General features: G+C 32.4%; 11 protein-coding genes. 6 read left to right on the plus strand and 5 right to left on the minus strand.

Going from position 1 to position 15,726, the window contains the following annotated elements; all coding sequences use genetic code 11:
• Nucleotides 1-172: 172 nt before the first annotated feature.
• Entirely contained in the window at nt 173-520 is a 348-nt protein-coding gene (locus tag AC1EUY_RS12350) for a toxin-antitoxin system YwqK family antitoxin (RefSeq protein WP_480195852.1), read from the plus strand.
• A 69-nt stretch (nt 521-589) separates the two neighbouring features.
• Here AC1EUY_RS12350 and AC1EUY_RS12355 read toward each other — a convergent pair whose 3' ends face one another.
• Genes AC1EUY_RS12355 through AC1EUY_RS12365 form a run of 3 tightly spaced genes read right to left on the minus strand, consistent with a single transcriptional unit; the run spans nt 590 to nt 5,004 of the window.
• Nucleotides 590-1,756, minus strand: a complete 1,167-nt coding sequence (locus AC1EUY_RS12355) for a multidrug transporter (RefSeq protein WP_480195853.1) — start codon at nt 1,754-1,756, stop codon at nt 590-592.
• Nucleotides 1,757-1,787: 31 nt separating this feature from the next.
• The gene (locus tag AC1EUY_RS12360; RefSeq protein WP_480195854.1) at nt 1,788-4,619 is read right to left on the minus strand and encodes a TonB-dependent receptor; all 2,832 of its coding nucleotides are present in this window, start codon (nt 4,617-4,619) and stop codon (nt 1,788-1,790) included.
• Nucleotides 4,620-4,647: 28 nt separating this feature from the next.
• Nucleotides 4,648-5,004: a carboxypeptidase-like regulatory domain-containing protein gene (locus tag AC1EUY_RS12365; RefSeq protein WP_480195855.1), complete on the minus strand. Its 357-nt coding sequence runs from the start codon at nt 5,002-5,004 to the stop codon at nt 4,648-4,650.
• A 185-nt stretch (nt 5,005-5,189) separates the two neighbouring features.
• Here AC1EUY_RS12365 and AC1EUY_RS12370 point away from each other — a divergent pair, with 185 nt between their 5' ends.
• Nucleotides 5,190-6,530: a deoxyguanosinetriphosphate triphosphohydrolase gene (locus AC1EUY_RS12370; RefSeq protein WP_480195856.1), complete on the plus strand. Its 1,341-nt coding sequence runs from the start codon at nt 5,190-5,192 to the stop codon at nt 6,528-6,530.
• Between the two features lie 86 nt (nt 6,531-6,616).
• Nucleotides 6,617-9,796: a PA domain-containing protein gene (locus AC1EUY_RS12375; protein WP_480195857.1), complete on the plus strand. Its 3,180-nt coding sequence runs from the start codon at nt 6,617-6,619 to the stop codon at nt 9,794-9,796.
• 23 nt (nt 9,797-9,819) lie between these two features.
• On the opposite strand, the gene AC1EUY_RS12380 is transcribed toward AC1EUY_RS12375, so the two are convergent.
• Nucleotides 9,820-11,064 (minus strand): DUF3078 domain-containing protein, encoded by a 1,245-nt coding sequence (locus AC1EUY_RS12380; protein ID WP_480195858.1) that lies wholly within the window; start codon nt 11,062-11,064, stop codon nt 9,820-9,822.
• A gap of 12 nt (nt 11,065-11,076) precedes the next feature.
• Entirely contained in the window at nt 11,077-12,852 is a 1,776-nt protein-coding gene (dxs, locus tag AC1EUY_RS12385) for a 1-deoxy-D-xylulose-5-phosphate synthase (RefSeq protein ID WP_480195859.1), read from the minus strand.
• 166 nt (nt 12,853-13,018) lie between these two features.
• Between dxs and AC1EUY_RS12390 the strand changes: the two genes are divergently transcribed.
• The 3 genes from AC1EUY_RS12390 to AC1EUY_RS12400 form a co-directional block, all read left to right on the plus strand.
• On the plus strand, nt 13,019-13,885 hold the full coding sequence (locus AC1EUY_RS12390) for a hypothetical protein (protein WP_480195860.1): 867 nt from the start codon (nt 13,019-13,021) through the stop codon (nt 13,883-13,885).
• Between the two features lie 75 nt (nt 13,886-13,960).
• The gene (locus AC1EUY_RS12395) at nt 13,961-14,605 is read left to right on the plus strand and encodes a hypothetical protein (RefSeq protein WP_480195861.1); all 645 of its coding nucleotides are present in this window, start codon (nt 13,961-13,963) and stop codon (nt 14,603-14,605) included.
• 48 nt (nt 14,606-14,653) lie between these two features.
• Nucleotides 14,654-15,726: tetratricopeptide repeat protein (locus AC1EUY_RS12400; protein WP_480195862.1), on the plus strand; the 1,073-nt coding region annotated here is incomplete at its 3' end.

Raw genomic sequence — 15,726 nt, forward strand, 5'->3', positions numbered from 1 at the left:
ATTATTAATTATACTTTAGTAGGTAGTATATAAAACTTCAATTTTAAAATCGTTAAATAATTAATAATCAATATCTTAAAAATATAATGTTAATTTAATGTTATGTAATTGTTGATTTAATGTAAAATAATTTTTATTTTAGTTGCGTTAATATTAGTAAAATAAACGAAATATGAAAAAAATAGCCATACTCTTAATAATGCTTTCTATAAGCTTTTCTTTTGCTCAAAAAAAGGATAAGGTTAAGTATGAAAAGAAAGGAGACTTAGTAGAAGCGACTTTTTATAGTGATGAAGGAATAGTAGAGCAGCATGGATTTTTTAAGGATAAAAAATTACATGGTACTTGGACTTATTTTAACGATAAAGGAGAGAAAGTTTCTATTGGAAACTACAAACTTGGTGTTAAGACGGGTAAATGGTTATTTTATAATGACGGAGAAGTAAAAGAAGTTGATTACTTAAATGGTAAAGTGGTTAAAGTTTCTAAAAAATCTGATAGTTCGATGGCATACAATTAATAAAATATCAATTATAATAGAAAAAGCCGATAAAAGTGTATCGGCTTTTTCTATTATGTTAAAGGTTAATTATTGTCTAGTCCAACCTGAACCCCAAGTTGCAAAATCGGTGCCTGTAGCATTAGAAGAACCATCAATAAAATCTGCTTGAGAAAATTCTACCCCAGTATCGTTCTTTAAAATAGTGATTACATCTTCAAACGTTGTGTCTGTTACATTTAAATCGCCGTTCACCACACCATTCCCAGTTGGGCTATCACCATCGTCACCATCAATGTCGAAAGCTTCTTCAAAACCTTGTATAAAAACGTTGGTGAAAATTCCTTGGGTACCAGCTCTTAAACGAATAGCTTCATTACCAGTACCAGAGCCCAAACCTATAATAGTTAAATTAGTTATTGTCGGTTTAGAGAAGAATTTTGGATTTGAATTGTTACCTATATCTGTATTAAACCCATCAGCTTCAATTCCTTTATCATGATCGATTCCGTGTTTTATATACACATCTGTTAAAGTACCTGTGTAACCTTCCGTCCAATCTACAGAATCATCTTCAGAATTCAATACAGCAACAAAACTTGCATGTACTGTTCCGCCAAAGAACTCTATACCGTCATCTTTTCCGGCAAAAGCCTGAATGTATTCAACAGTTGTACCGTTACCAACACCGTAAAAAGAAAAACCATTATTTTCTGATTGTCCGTCGGCCTTACCTCCTGAATACTCAACTCTTACGTAACGTAGTGTCCCTGAATTATCATCTGCAGCAGATCCGCCATAAGGTAAACTCGCAATTTCTGATGTAGAGGTTGCGTCTCCACCCGTTACTGAATTAATAGGTGCTTTTCCTAAAAGAATGAGTCCTCCCCAATCACCAGCATTGGGTGTAGTTGCCGCAGAAGTAAATACAATCGGATTGCTTGAAGTTCCATCTGCCATAATTTGAGCTCCTTGTGCAATAGCCACATATACATCGGCACCCGTAGCTGCCGCTTTAACAGTCATACCTGCTGGGATTGTTAATGTTGTACCTGATTCCATAATTAATGGACCTGTAACAATATACTCTTTATCAGATTCTAACGTTAAATCTGTTGATTGATTTCCTGATAATTCTATGGCATCTGTACTACCAGTTTCACCGTTTATATTGATGATAATATCTGCAGTATCGTCATTACCACATGAAGAAAATAGTAATGAAGTTAATGCTAAACCTAAGAATACTTTTTTCATTTTTTAAATTTTATTTGATTGTAATTAGTAGTTAAAAATTATATTTTAATGAGGCACCTATTGTGATTCCTCTTTTATAGTTTGTGACCCCTTTTCCGTTGGCAGATGTAACGATTACATCGCCATTAGTAGTTTCTCTTATATATTTTATAGAAGGATCTAATAAATTCTTTACACTAACATTAAATTGTAAACCTTCTTTTATTTGACTCTTCCAAACGAAATCTAAAGTTGGTACTGCTTTTTCAATTACATTACCTAATTGCCCAGAACCTAAGGCATCAATTCTATCTGAAAAATAAGAGAATACTAAACTCGCAGTTGGTCTATAATTGTTAAAAGTTGGGCTATAATTAACATCTGCGTTCATAATTAGTGGCGAAGCTCCTTGCAATTCATCCTCTTTTCTGTTAAAACTGGTATTATAAATAGAACCATCTACATTTTCAAAAAGATCTTGATTCGTGTGCATATAGGTTACGTTCAATCCTGCTGAAAGTTTAGGCTGCTCATCTTCGTCTAGTAAGATATTCTTCTTAAACTCTAACTCTGCACCATAAATATTAGCTTTATTTCCCGTTCTAAAATAACGTTGTGTACCCGTTGCATCGAAGGCAACTACTAAATTCACAGGATTATTGATTTGCTTTGCAAATGCACCTAAAGAGAAAATTTCACCTCTACCAAAGAACCACTCGTATTTAAGATCAAAGTTGAACACCTCAGAAAAAGAAGGATCATTTAGTAGATCTGGATTACCTCCTATACGCTGTGAAACACCTTCATAAACGAAGGGAGCAATTTCTTTAAATTCAGGATTTGAAACTGTTTTACTGAAAGCAAAGCGTATGTTTTGCTCGTCATTTAAAGCATAGCGAACACTCAAGCTTGGTAGATAGAAATTTTCATACGACTCTCTAAATCCAGGATCGTTCGGTGGTAAATTGATTACATTATAATCTATTCTTTGGCTAAATGATTCAGCTCTAAAACCAGGAACGATAAGCCATTTATCGTTAATATTGAATTCAGCATTGACATATCCTGCATATATATCTAACTTTCCGTTATAGGTGTTCTCTGGGTTACCAGGAATATTCGCTGAGCCAACTTGAGGAAAAACAGATCTAAACGCAACCGTAGAAAATAAACCATTGCCATCTGTATTTAAATTATTTACATTAAAAATTGCATCGAGATTGTTTACATTACTTATGGGTAAATTATCATTAGCAAATCTGTAACCATAGCGAATGTTTTTGAAATCACGTTCTTTAGTTCTTCCATTATAACCAAAATTAATCTTTACATTTTCTGAGGGTGTATATGCAAAATTAATTCTACCATTTAACTCTTCATCCTCGATATCTTGAAAATAACGTTGATTATCGAATTCGTTATTCGTATAAAAAACAGGATTCGTATTAGGATCATTATCTAATGCTAATTGATAGTTTTCTAAACTAATACGTTTTCTATCAGGCTCGTGCGCAAATACTTTATTATATCCAATTCCCCAGTCTAATTTGAGTTTGTCATTTATGGTATGTTCTCCTAATAACTGATTTACAGTAATTAGATCTTGGTTAAACTGCACGTTCATTTGGTAAAACCCTTGATCACTATTCACAATAGCATCTCTATTTCTTCCGAGACCATCAATACCAAAATAACTTGTTTGATCGGAAGACTTGTTAATAAACAAAGAGGTGAATTTGAAGTCGTGGTTTTCATCAAACCGAAACCCTATATTACCCATAATCGTAGTCGTTGTGCCAAATTCATATTCTTCGGCTTGTTTAAAACTCTTATTTTCTACTAAGGTATAATCTGTTGTTTCTCCTTTTCTATATTCATAATTACTATCGAAAGAAGCTGTCAAGAAAAGATTTAGTCGCGATGCATCGCCTATATCGAATGACTTTCCAGCATTTAGTCCAATTCCTAAATTTATAGGAGCCATTGGAGACTCTATAGGATCAACCCCGTGCGATAATACTATGGCAAAAGGATTATGATCGTACCTTCCATAATATCCAAACTGACCTGTTCCTGAATTTTTAACAAAATTCTCACCTATCGCTCTATGATTAAAGCCTGTTGAAACAAAAGCTTCGATGAAGCCTTCACCATTATAATTTTTAGAAGATACATCGATATTACCTGCTGCAAAATCGCTGTAAAACTTAGATGAATAAGCCTTGCTAATCGAAACATTTTCAATAACATCTGCGCTAAAAATATTTAGATCAATATTCTTTTTGCTAATGTTGTTAGAGGGTAATGATAAGCCATTCAGTGTAGTGTTTAAATAGCGATCACCCAAACCTCTCACATATACATTGCTCGACCCTTCTTGTTTAGAAACACCTGAAATTTTAGTTACTGCTCCTGCAGCATCACTAATCCCTTTGGCAGAAAGTTCTTCTGCGCCAATGGCAGTTTTAATTTCAGTAGCCTTCTTTTGCTCGGTTAATAAAGCAGCTACACTTTCTTTTTTAGTGGAAGCTTTAACCACAACTTCTTGTAAAGCCACGCCTTGGTTTGGACCGAGAATAATATCTTCTAAAGAGGTTACCTTACCAGATGTAACGATAATATTTGCTAACTCAATTGTTTGATACCCAACAAAACTAATAACAAGGGTATAAGTTCCTGGTACAGCTTGAAAAGAATATACCCCATCAATGTCTGATGTGGTTCCCATTTGCGAACCTTTAATAAAGACATTAGCAAAAGGCAAGGGCTCGTTGTTAGCATCTTTATCTAAAACTTTACCTTGAATCGTTCCTTTTTCTTGTGCATTAACTAGTACGAAACAACATAAGAATAATGTTGTTATAATTTTTGTAAACTTTTTCACCTTAGTTGACTTGAATAAGTAAGTGTTATTATTTTTCTTTTGATGAAGATGCTACTGGGCTAGAAGGCATTTGTAAAGCTTGTAATACTTTATCTTCGATCGAAGTAATTTTGTTAGCCTTTACTAAAATATTTGGAAGTTCTAATTTTTTATATCCTGGGAAATTAATGATCAACGTATATGTTCCTGGTGGTAACTCTAATGCATATGCCCCATCTATATTGCTAGAAACATCTTGTTTTGTCTCTTTAATTTTTACATGAGCAAATGCAAGCGGTTCATTATGTAACTCTTTATCTAAAACAACACCTTCTATAATTCCGTAGTCTTGTGCAGCAGTAAAAACACTAACTAATAAAGACAGTATTACTAAATATTTTTTCATATCGTATTATCAAATAATAATAATGCAAAGAAATCATAACAATGTAAAGATTGGGTTAACCACAGGTTAAAGATTCATGATGCTTATGTTAGTTAAATGTTAGGAAAAAAGGTTGAATTTTAAGTTAATGTAAACTATGGGCTTTTTAAAAATGATGTACCTTGCAATCTTTAAATTATAAGCTAATGAATTGGAGTCAATTGCTCTCATTAAAACGTCATGGAGATACTCAAAAGCGTCATAGAAAAGATCAAGATGAAACACGAGTAGGTTTTGAAGTGGACTACGATCGAGTAATATTTTCAAATTCATTTCGAAGCTTACAAGACAAAACACAAGTTGTACCTCTTTCTAAAACAGATTTTGTTCATACACGATTAACTCATAGTTTAGAAGTGTCTGTCGTTGGGCGATCTTTAGGGAGAATCGTGGGTAAAAAGTTGTTAGAAAAATATCCTGAACTGGTTGCCGAAGGGTATCAAATAAACGATTTTGGAGCCATAGTTGCCAGTGCTTGTTTAGCACATGATATTGGTAATCCGCCATTTGGTCATAGTGGTGAAAAAGCCATTGGTGAGTATTTCAAAACGGGAAATGGATTAAAATATAAAGCACATCTATCGGCAAAAGAATGGCAAGACCTTATAGACTTTGAAGGTAATGCTAATGGATTTAGAATTCTTACTGAAAATAGAGAAGGTGTAGAAGGTGGATTGCGGTTGTCATATGCAACTCTAGGTGCTTTTATGAAATACCCAAAAGAGTCATTACCCAAAAAACCAACAAGCGATATTATCGATAAGAAATATGGCTTTTTTCAATCTGAAAAATCTCTATTTATTGAGGTGGCTAATGACTTAGGATTAAAACAGATTCGCGATGGAAAAGACATTACTTTTAGTCGTCATCCGCTTGCTTATTTAGTAGAAGCTGCAGATGATATTTGTTATACAATTATTGATTTTGAAGATGGTATTAATTTAGGATTAATTGATGAACAATTTGCACTTGAATACTTGATAAATCTGGTAAGAGATACCATTAATTCTGAAAAATATTATCAGCTAAAAACAAAGCAAGACCGTTTAAGTTATTTAAGAGCATTGGCTATAGGGAATCTTATTAATGAGGCTGCAGAAGTTTTTATTAAAAATGAAGAAGCCATTTTACGAGGCGAATATCATATTTCATTATTAGATAAATGTAAATATGAAGCTCAAATAGATGATCTTATTAAGATTAGTGTTGAAAAGATTTATTTAAGTAATGAAGTCGTTGAAAAGGAGATTTCAGGCTATAAAGTACTGGCAGATCTTTTAGATGTTTTTATAACTGCAGTTAACAAGACATACGAGAATAAAGGTTCTAATTACGATAAACTATTAATGAATTTACTTCCAGAAAAGTATCGTAGTAATTCTGAAAATATATATAGTAGAATACTTTCTGTTTGTTCTTTTATAGCAAGTATCTCAGATGGAGCAGCCATATTACTTCATAAAAAAATAAAAGGCATAGAAATTTAGATGAAAAGTAAGATAGCTAACATATTTACTGGAAGTTAATTAATATTTTTAGCGCTCATTTATTTCAAATAATCTATTAAGAGTGTATGAGAGCAAAAATTACCCTTATTTTAATTTGTGCATGTTTGATAGGGTTTTATGTCTATAAAACTCATGAAAAAACTGATATAGAAAAGCTTAGAGAAAAACACGTAGAACTCTTAAACGAGCATCCTTATAATAACTTACTTAAGTTAAGTAAAAAGGAGCGCAAACAAAGAGGATTACCTCCAAATAAATACTTTGAAGAGCAGTATTTGTTAGAGATGAACCCTACTTTAGGCAGACCAGAGTTTGAGAAAAAATTTAAATTACAGGAAGAATTGGCATTTAAAGGAATTCAAAAAGATGTTCCAGGGAGTGCTACTTCAAATGCTTGGGTCGAAAGAGGACCAAATAACGTTCCAGGTAGAACGAGAGCGATGTTATTTGATCCTAATGATTCTAGCGGTAAAAGAGTTTTTGCTGGTGGTGTAAGTGGAGGATTGTGGGTTAATGATGACATCACCAATATTAATTCTTCTTGGACTAGAGTTGGTGTACCTGAAAATTTGGCGGTATCTAGTATTACAGCAGATCCTAATAACTCGAATATACTATATTTAGGAACTGGTGAATCTTATGTTCAAGGCCAGGTAAATGGTAATGGTGTATGGAGGTCAACAGATGGTGGGGAGAGTTGGGCACGTATTTTTGGAGGCGTAGTGGGAGCTTCATTTTTTAATGGAGGTTCACAGGTAACAATTAATAGTCCAGAAAGTATTTCTAGAGATTTTGTTGCAATAAGAGCATCTTTTGGTCCTGTATTTAATACCGTTATTACTGGTGATTTAGTGTTGGCTGAAGATGGCACAGCTACACCTTTAGAAGGATGCAATGCTTTTACAAATTCGTCAGCTATAAGTGGTAATATAGCCGTTGTTGAGAGAGGAGCTTGTAATTTTACGGTGAAAGTTAAAAATGCGCAAGATGCTGGTGCAAATGCAGTTATTGTTATTAATAATATTCCTGGAAACCCTATCACTATGGGTGGTGTAGATGCAACTATAAGCATTCCTTCTGTAATGATATCTAGATCTGACGGCAACTTAATATTAGAAGCGCTACAATCACAAGCAGTAAATGCTACATTAAATGATATTAATTCTGATACTCCTGTAGGGTTACCAGTAGTACCTGGTATATTTCATATTAATGATATAATCACTAGAAATGTTGGTGGTACTACAGAAATTTATGCTGCTGTGGGAGATGCAATTTATAGAGAAGGCCCAGGAGGATCTTTAGGAGGAACTGATATCGGTTTATATAAATCTACAAATTTAGGAGATACATGGACTCGTATTAATTTACCATTAACACCTGATAATAATCCGTATGTTCCTAATGATCTAGAAATAGGACCAGATAATACTATATGGGTATCGACTACTTCTAGTGCTGGATTTGGTGGCGGAGGTGGTACCATATTTTCTTCAACAAATGGGATTAATTTTGTTCAAAGACATGTAGTCGCAAACGCAAGACGAACTGAAATTGAAGTTTCTAACGCAAATGCAAATAAAATTTATGTTCTAGCAGATGAAAACCCCGTTACTTTATTAAGAACTACTGATGGTTTTAATACAATTCAGAATTTAACATTACCTGATGATGCAGATAACGGTATTTCAGCAAATGATTTTACCAGAGGTCAGGCGTTCTATAATTTAATGATTGAAGTTAATCCTACTAATGACAATATAGTGTATGTTGGAGGGATAGATGTTTTTAGAAGTACTACCGGAGGTATAGGAGCTACTCCTGATGACGCTTGGACTCAAATTTCTAAATGGTCTAATAACCCAGGACTTGATGCACTGAATGTGCCTTTAGTACATGCTGATATTCATGAAATGTCTTTTGATCCTTCTAATCCTAATAAAGCAGTTATCGCTACTGATGGAGGAGTTTATTATGCGAATTCTTTATCTACAGCTAATAATTCACTAGTAGCAATTTCTGGTAGAGGTAATAATTATAATACAGGTCAATATTATTGGGGAGCAATTAATCAAAGTATTTCTCAAGAACGATTTTTAGGAGGAACTCAAGATAATGGCTCTAACGTTATATTAAATGCAAATTCTGGTATTTCTGGATCTTTTGAAATATCAGGAGGGGATGGAGGATATTGTTTTATTGATAAAGATGACGAATATTTAATAACTTCTTTTACAAATAATAATTTTACAAGATTTAATTTACCAAACACAAATATTTCAAGAGTGATTGTAAGAGATGATAGTACAGGATCATTTATTAATCCTGCTGATCTAGATGACAATTTAGATATTTTATATACTAATGGATCATCAGGATCTACATTTCAAATATCGAGATTTACTAATATCAAATCTGGAACACCAACAAGAGTAAATATTACAAATACCTTATTAAACTCAGCGCCTACTGTACTTAAAGTATCCCAATTCAATTCAGTGTCCACTACACTTTTTGTTGGAACTGTCACAGGAAATCTACTAAAAATTACTGGAGCTAACACTTCACCTTTATGGTCTAACATTTCTAGCTCAGAATTTTTAGGAAGTATATCTGCTATAAATTTTGGTGCTAATGAAAATGAAATCATGGTTACTTTTCATAATTATGGAGTAAAAAGTATATGGTACACAGAAGATGGGGGTAATACTTGGCAAAACAAAGAAGGTGATTTTCCCGATATCCCTGTTAAAGCTATTATGATGAATCCCTTGTTAGATAATGAAGTCATCATAGGAACAGATTTAGGAGTTTGGAGAACAAATAACTTTAAGAGTACGAACCCGAACTGGGTACAGTCTCAAAACGGAATGCAGAACGTAAAGGTTACCAGTTTTGATTTACGTACGGCAGATAATACAGTGTTGGCTTCTACATATGGTCGAGGGCTATTCACAGGCAAGTTTACTTCAACTGTCTTAAATGTTGAAGAAATTGAATCTAATGATGATAGAATTACTTTATATCCTAATCCTACAAATGGTATTATAAACATCAACTCTTCGTTAGATTTCGGAAACTCGAAAGTAGCTGTTTACGATTTAAATGGAAGAAATGTATTTAGTCAAAATAGGAATGTTGTAGGTAAAATCGACTTAGATATTTCTAATTTATCACCAGGGCTGTATGTATTAAAAATTGAAAGTGATACATATGCTTTCAATAAAAAATTCTTCAAAGAATAAATAATTATATAACTTTTTAGAAATCAAAAGTTAAACGCAACTCCGATTCCTAAAAGCTGTTTTAGCTGAAGTCTAGGACCAAGCACATCCAGTATTCCATCGTTATTTATATCTTCTTTAAACTTTATGTCATTGTCATAAATAAGATGTGCTCCTAAATTAGCGCGCATGTATTTGTTTATTATAAAGTTCAAAACGAGATCGTATTTAACGTCTATATTCCCAAAATTCTGAAGATAATCTGAATATAGCGAAACGTCATTTTTCATAATTACATTTTTAAATAGTTCAACATCCCAACTCCCCTGAACTAAAAAACCAAATTCATTACGCGATCGTTTCCCTTGTTCTACGCCAAATGCTCCTTCGTCAGATAAGCGTTTATCTCTAACAAAAGTAGATTTTAGGGTTATCGGAGATAAATACACATAAAATTGATCTTTTTTAAGATCATATTGTGCACCAACACCCAAAAATAAGTAGGCAGGTGCAAAAAAACGAGAAATAGGAGTAGTAGTATCAGGATAACTGTAGCCATCTGTAAATTGTGTATTAAAGTTAAACTTAACAGAATAATACCAATTCGAAATAGTATCGGTTCGATAGCCAAAAGTAGAATTTATTAATAATTTATCGTCTGTTTTCCGCAATTCTCTATCTTCTTGTGCATTCAATCCATAGCGTGCTAAAATTTCGTTTTTCCAGAGCACATAGGCTTTTTTATAATCTCTATAAAAGGAAACTTTAACTAAACCAGCAACAGAATTATTACCACCTGCATTCCAGTTTACAAAGGCAGCCTCGCTAATATCAAAAGCAAAGTTATTTCTGTAAGACCACCAAACAGGGTCAGGTGCTACTTTTGTAGTATCAATTTCAACTACTTTTATGAGTTTATCAATTTTTATAGGCTCAAAATCAAGTTGTTTTTTAACTATTATAAATGTTTCTTTTTTAGGTATTGGTATATATGTAGTATCACCCGATAATTCTTTGACGTTAAGACGATATTTGGTGTTGTAGGTAATTTCATTGGTGATAGTATCGTATGAAATCTGATAAAATGGTCTCGCCAAAGAATCTAATTTAAATAGAAGAGAATCTATTTTAGTGAATTTTGCTTTCGGATAATTTTTTCGAATTTCTATAGGTTTTATATACGACAAAGGAAGCGTATCAATACCTTTTATTGGTGTAATAATGATACGTTGTGAAAAAGAAAATAAAGATATTAAACCGAAAAAAAATGAAAAATAAAGACTTCTCATGCACTATATCATTTAAAGAAATGAATTGATCGTTTTTTTAATTCCACTGTAATCTAATCCTATTGAACTCAAGAGTTCTTCAGTTGTTCCATGTTCAATAAATGTGTCGGGTACACCAATAATTTTAACGTTAACATCACTGTAATTATACTTTTGCACAAATTCAGTTATAGCACTACCAAACCCTCCTACAATGGTACCATTTTCAACAGTAACTATACACTCGAATTTCTTAAAAATCGAATGTAATAAAGCTTCATCTAAAGGTTTTACAAAACGCATATTGTAATGTGCTAGCTTTTTCTTTTTGGGATGTGCATTGCAAACTTCTTTTACCGTATTTCCTATATGTCCGATACTTAAAATAGCTACTTTAGAACCCTCTTTAAGCGTTTGACCTTTACCTATTACCAGTTTTTTAAAAGGAATTTGCCAATCTAATGTCACTCCTCTTCCGCGAGGATAGCGAATTGCTATTGGAGATTTTAAACCAAGCTGTGCGGTAAACATCATATTCCTGAGCTCAAGTTCATGTAAAGGTTCAAAAATAATCATATTTGGTATGCAGCGCAAATACGCAATATCAAACACACCATGGTGTGTGGCACCATCTTGACCCACAATTCCTGCTCTGTCAAGACAAAAAATAACAGGAAGTTTTTGTAAAGCTACATCATGTATAATTTGATCGTATGCACGCTGTAAAAAGGTTGAATAAATATTGCAAAACGGAATCATACCTTGTGTAGCCATTCCTGCAGCAAATGTAACGGCATGTTGTTCAGCAATACCAACATCAAATGCTCGATCTGGTAGTTTATCTAGCATAAACTTTAGAGAACTTCCTGTGGGCATAGCAGGTGTTATACCGATGATTTTTTCATTTTGCTTGGCTAATTCAACCAATGTTAAGCCAAAGACATCTTGATATTTGGGAGGCTGCCTTAAGGCTGGTTTGACATGTATTTCACCAGTTTTAGCATCAAATTTCCCTGGAGCATGATATTTTACCTGATCCTCTTCTGCTTTTTGTAAACCCTTACCTTTTGTAGTAATTATATGTAAGAACTTAGGGCCTTTGATGTTCTTAAGTCGCTTTAATTCTGTAATTAAAGCATCTAAGTTATGACCGTCTATCGGACCAGAATAATCAAAATTTAAGGCTTTAATAATATTATGATTTCTGACTTTCTTACTATTTTTAATATTGGTCAAATATTCTTTTAGAGCACCAACACTAGGGTCTATACCCATGGCATTATCATTTAGAATAATAAGAAGGTTTGCATCGGTAACACCCGCATGGTTTAAACCTTCAAAAGCCATTCCGCTAGCGATAGAAGCATCACCTATAACTGCTATATGCTGTTTTTCTTTTTCTCCTTTTAAAGAAGAAGCTATAGCCATCCCTAAAGTTGCCGAAATGGATGTTGATGAATGCCCTACACCAAATGCATCATATTTACTTTCACTTCTTTTAGGGAATCCTGAGATACCACCAAGTTGTCGATTAGTGTCAAAAATTTCTTTTCTACCGGTTAAGATTTTATGTACATAGGCTTGATGCCCAACATCCCAAACCAGTAAATCATTAGGTGTGTCAAACACATAATGTAAAGCAATAGTAAGTTCAACAACGCCTAAACTAGCACCTAAATGCCCTTCTTTAGCGGCAACAATATTTATAATAAATTCACGTAACTCTTTGGCCAGTTGAGGTAGTTGTTCAACAGAAAGATTTCGTAAATCTTTAGGTAACGCTATGTGATTTAAGAGCTTTTTTGACATAAAATAAGATACAAAAATACTTCTTTTTGTGTTGATAGGGTAGACGAAAAGAAATACAAAGATTAGTTAAAAGGCAACTCGCGTCATTTCTTATGTTATTCACGACATTTTTTTGGATACTATATTGATGTACAGGTAGTTTTGAGTAGATTTTAAAATTACAATTATGAACTTCAAATTATTATCATTTTTATTATGTGCTTTTATCACTTCAGAATTGTCGTCACAAGAGATTACAGGAAAATCTTATATCACTATAGCAAATAACATAGAAGTTTGGTATTCTGAAGGTTCAACTATTAGTAGGAATAAAAAATTCAAAATACCTATTGGAACCAAATTTAGAGTTGACAGTTTCATTGACGGAGAGGACAAATTAATAATATCTTTCTGGAATTTTTCAAAGAAAAAAACAAAAGACAAAAAAATAAAAGGAAAGGTGAGCAATGAGGATGAAAACCCGTGTATGACAAAAAAGGATATAGAAGAAAAATTAGACAAGAATTATTATTACATAGGGCCTTGGTCTAATTGCGTGCAATTCAAAATGAAACTTCAAGATTTTAATAATAAAACCAGGAGATATTACGGGTATTCAGACTCTTTTACATATGGTGTTATGACTTTACCAATAAAAGTAAGGTTTGGAAATAGAGATGAGCGCTTTTTTAATTTTGAAGAGAACCTTAATTTAGGGTTTAACTTTGGGTGGAAACGTACGGTTTCCGGTATAACAAAACAATCCCATAATCTATTGGGAGGAGTTGGAATATCTAGAATAAAAGTGGATCAGGATAGTTTCTCCAACATTGAAGATGAAATTCTAGATGATGCTTCCGAAGCTTTAATGGTTAATGCAGGATATTTATATCAATATGAATCTTTTCAAGTGGGGCTATTTTTTGGTTTTGATTTTATGACAGGATCATTAGGAAGGAATTGGAATTATCAAGCGAAACCTTGGTTAGGCTTTGCGATAGGGATTTCGCTATTCTCAAAAAATGAAAATAAAGAGAAAGATGCAGGTCAATAGATTAAATAATCACATAAGAGCAAATAATATATTAGATATTTAAACAATATTCTATTTTAATTAAAATTTAAAATTATGAAAACTAACCAAATTGCATTAATAACTATTGTTGGGCTATTATTAATTGTGTTTACACAGTTATTCTTGAATAACAGACAATCGGATATTAATATTTATTGTAACTCAGAGAATGCTGGCGCACAAAATTGTACACCAATGGAACCTCCAAAGGATTTAGGTGAACTAAATGAACGGATAAGGTTAAATATTAATCTTGATAACCAATGTGATTTTCAACCGATACATGTAGAAGTCGATACTGAAAGAAATGTATTCTATGGCGTAATAGGTAGATTTAAAACTAAGAGTTTAAGAGGAAATAAAAGAAAAGTTACAAGTATAGAATTTGATGCTCATAGCTTAGTGGGAGCAGAAAAAGCAAAGTATAATAAGAGATATCGAGTTGTTGGTGCTAGCGATCCTGAACCTAACCCAGAAAATGAAAATATAATCGAAATTATTGTAGAACTTGAAACTGATGTCTCTGGAGAAAATAGCTATAAAACTTATACATTGACTACTCCATTCGAAGTTTTAGAGAACACAATCATTGATTTTATTTTTAAAGAGGATGGTAAGTTGGTGACTAAAGCAGAATATAATGTCAATGGAATGAATTGGGTTAAGGGAAGAATTTGTAAATCCAATGTAGTATTTTAGTAAAAACTTTTTTTGAAGAAGATCCTGCTAATAATCTTATACGTTAATTTGATAATATGTCATGGACAAAATAAGTCATATGACATATTATCTTCTATTAGGGCGTACAAAATAGATGAGGTTGATAGCTTGATTACATATGTTAAAGACGAAAACTTAAAAAATCTTTATCAAATTGAATTAAACAACTTAAAGACTTCCAAGTTTGATACCAATTTTGTTGATACTACACAATTTTTTAACGGCAATAGACTTACTAGTAAACAGAAACTGGTTTACCACTATTTACTAGGCGATTTATATTTAAAAAATAATGAGAATGATTCGATAGCATATGCTAATTATCTTATTGCAAATGAAATAGCTTTTAAATTAAATGATTCAAGCGGGATAAATCATGTGTTAAAAAAAATGAACCATTTAATATTTAAAAATGGAATGGATTTAGAATTGTTTAGAAAGAAAACAGAGCAATATAATTTATATGCTAATGATGATATTGATAAGTTTTGGGTTTTGTATTATAAAATAGCGGGAAAGTTTAGAGAAATTGGTGATCGAAAAATTTTAGAAAAAGAGATAAAAATACTCGATAATCATTTTAAGAAAGGATTTGGACACATATCAAAAAACAAGATTTTAAGTGCAATCTTCTTTCAGTTAAAAGGTGTTTATGAAGATGTATTCAAAAATGATTTTATAAGTGCTAAAGAGAGTTACGATCAAGCTTTAAGACGTTATGAACTTTTTGATAATGCTGAGACAAGAACTAGACAGTTTGGAACAACAAATAATTTGGGAGTTTTATTATTTCAAAACAAAAAATATAATGAAGCTATACAAACCTTTAAGAAATTACTAAAAAACATTAATGATTCTAGTAATGGAACTATAGATGAGATGTTTGTTAATGAATGGCTATACAAAAGTTATGAAGCCCAAAATAAACCTGATAGTGCCTACTTCTATTTTAAAGAGATGGTAAGATTAAAAGATAGTTTAAACCAAACTCAATATGCGCAAGCCATAAGAGTAATTGATAAAAGATACGATCTAAAAAAGAAAGAAGAAAAATTGAAGAACTTATCAAAAGATAAGGAGAAACTTCAAAATAACATATA

This window comes from Maritimimonas sp. 2210JD6-3, from assembly GCF_056591795.1.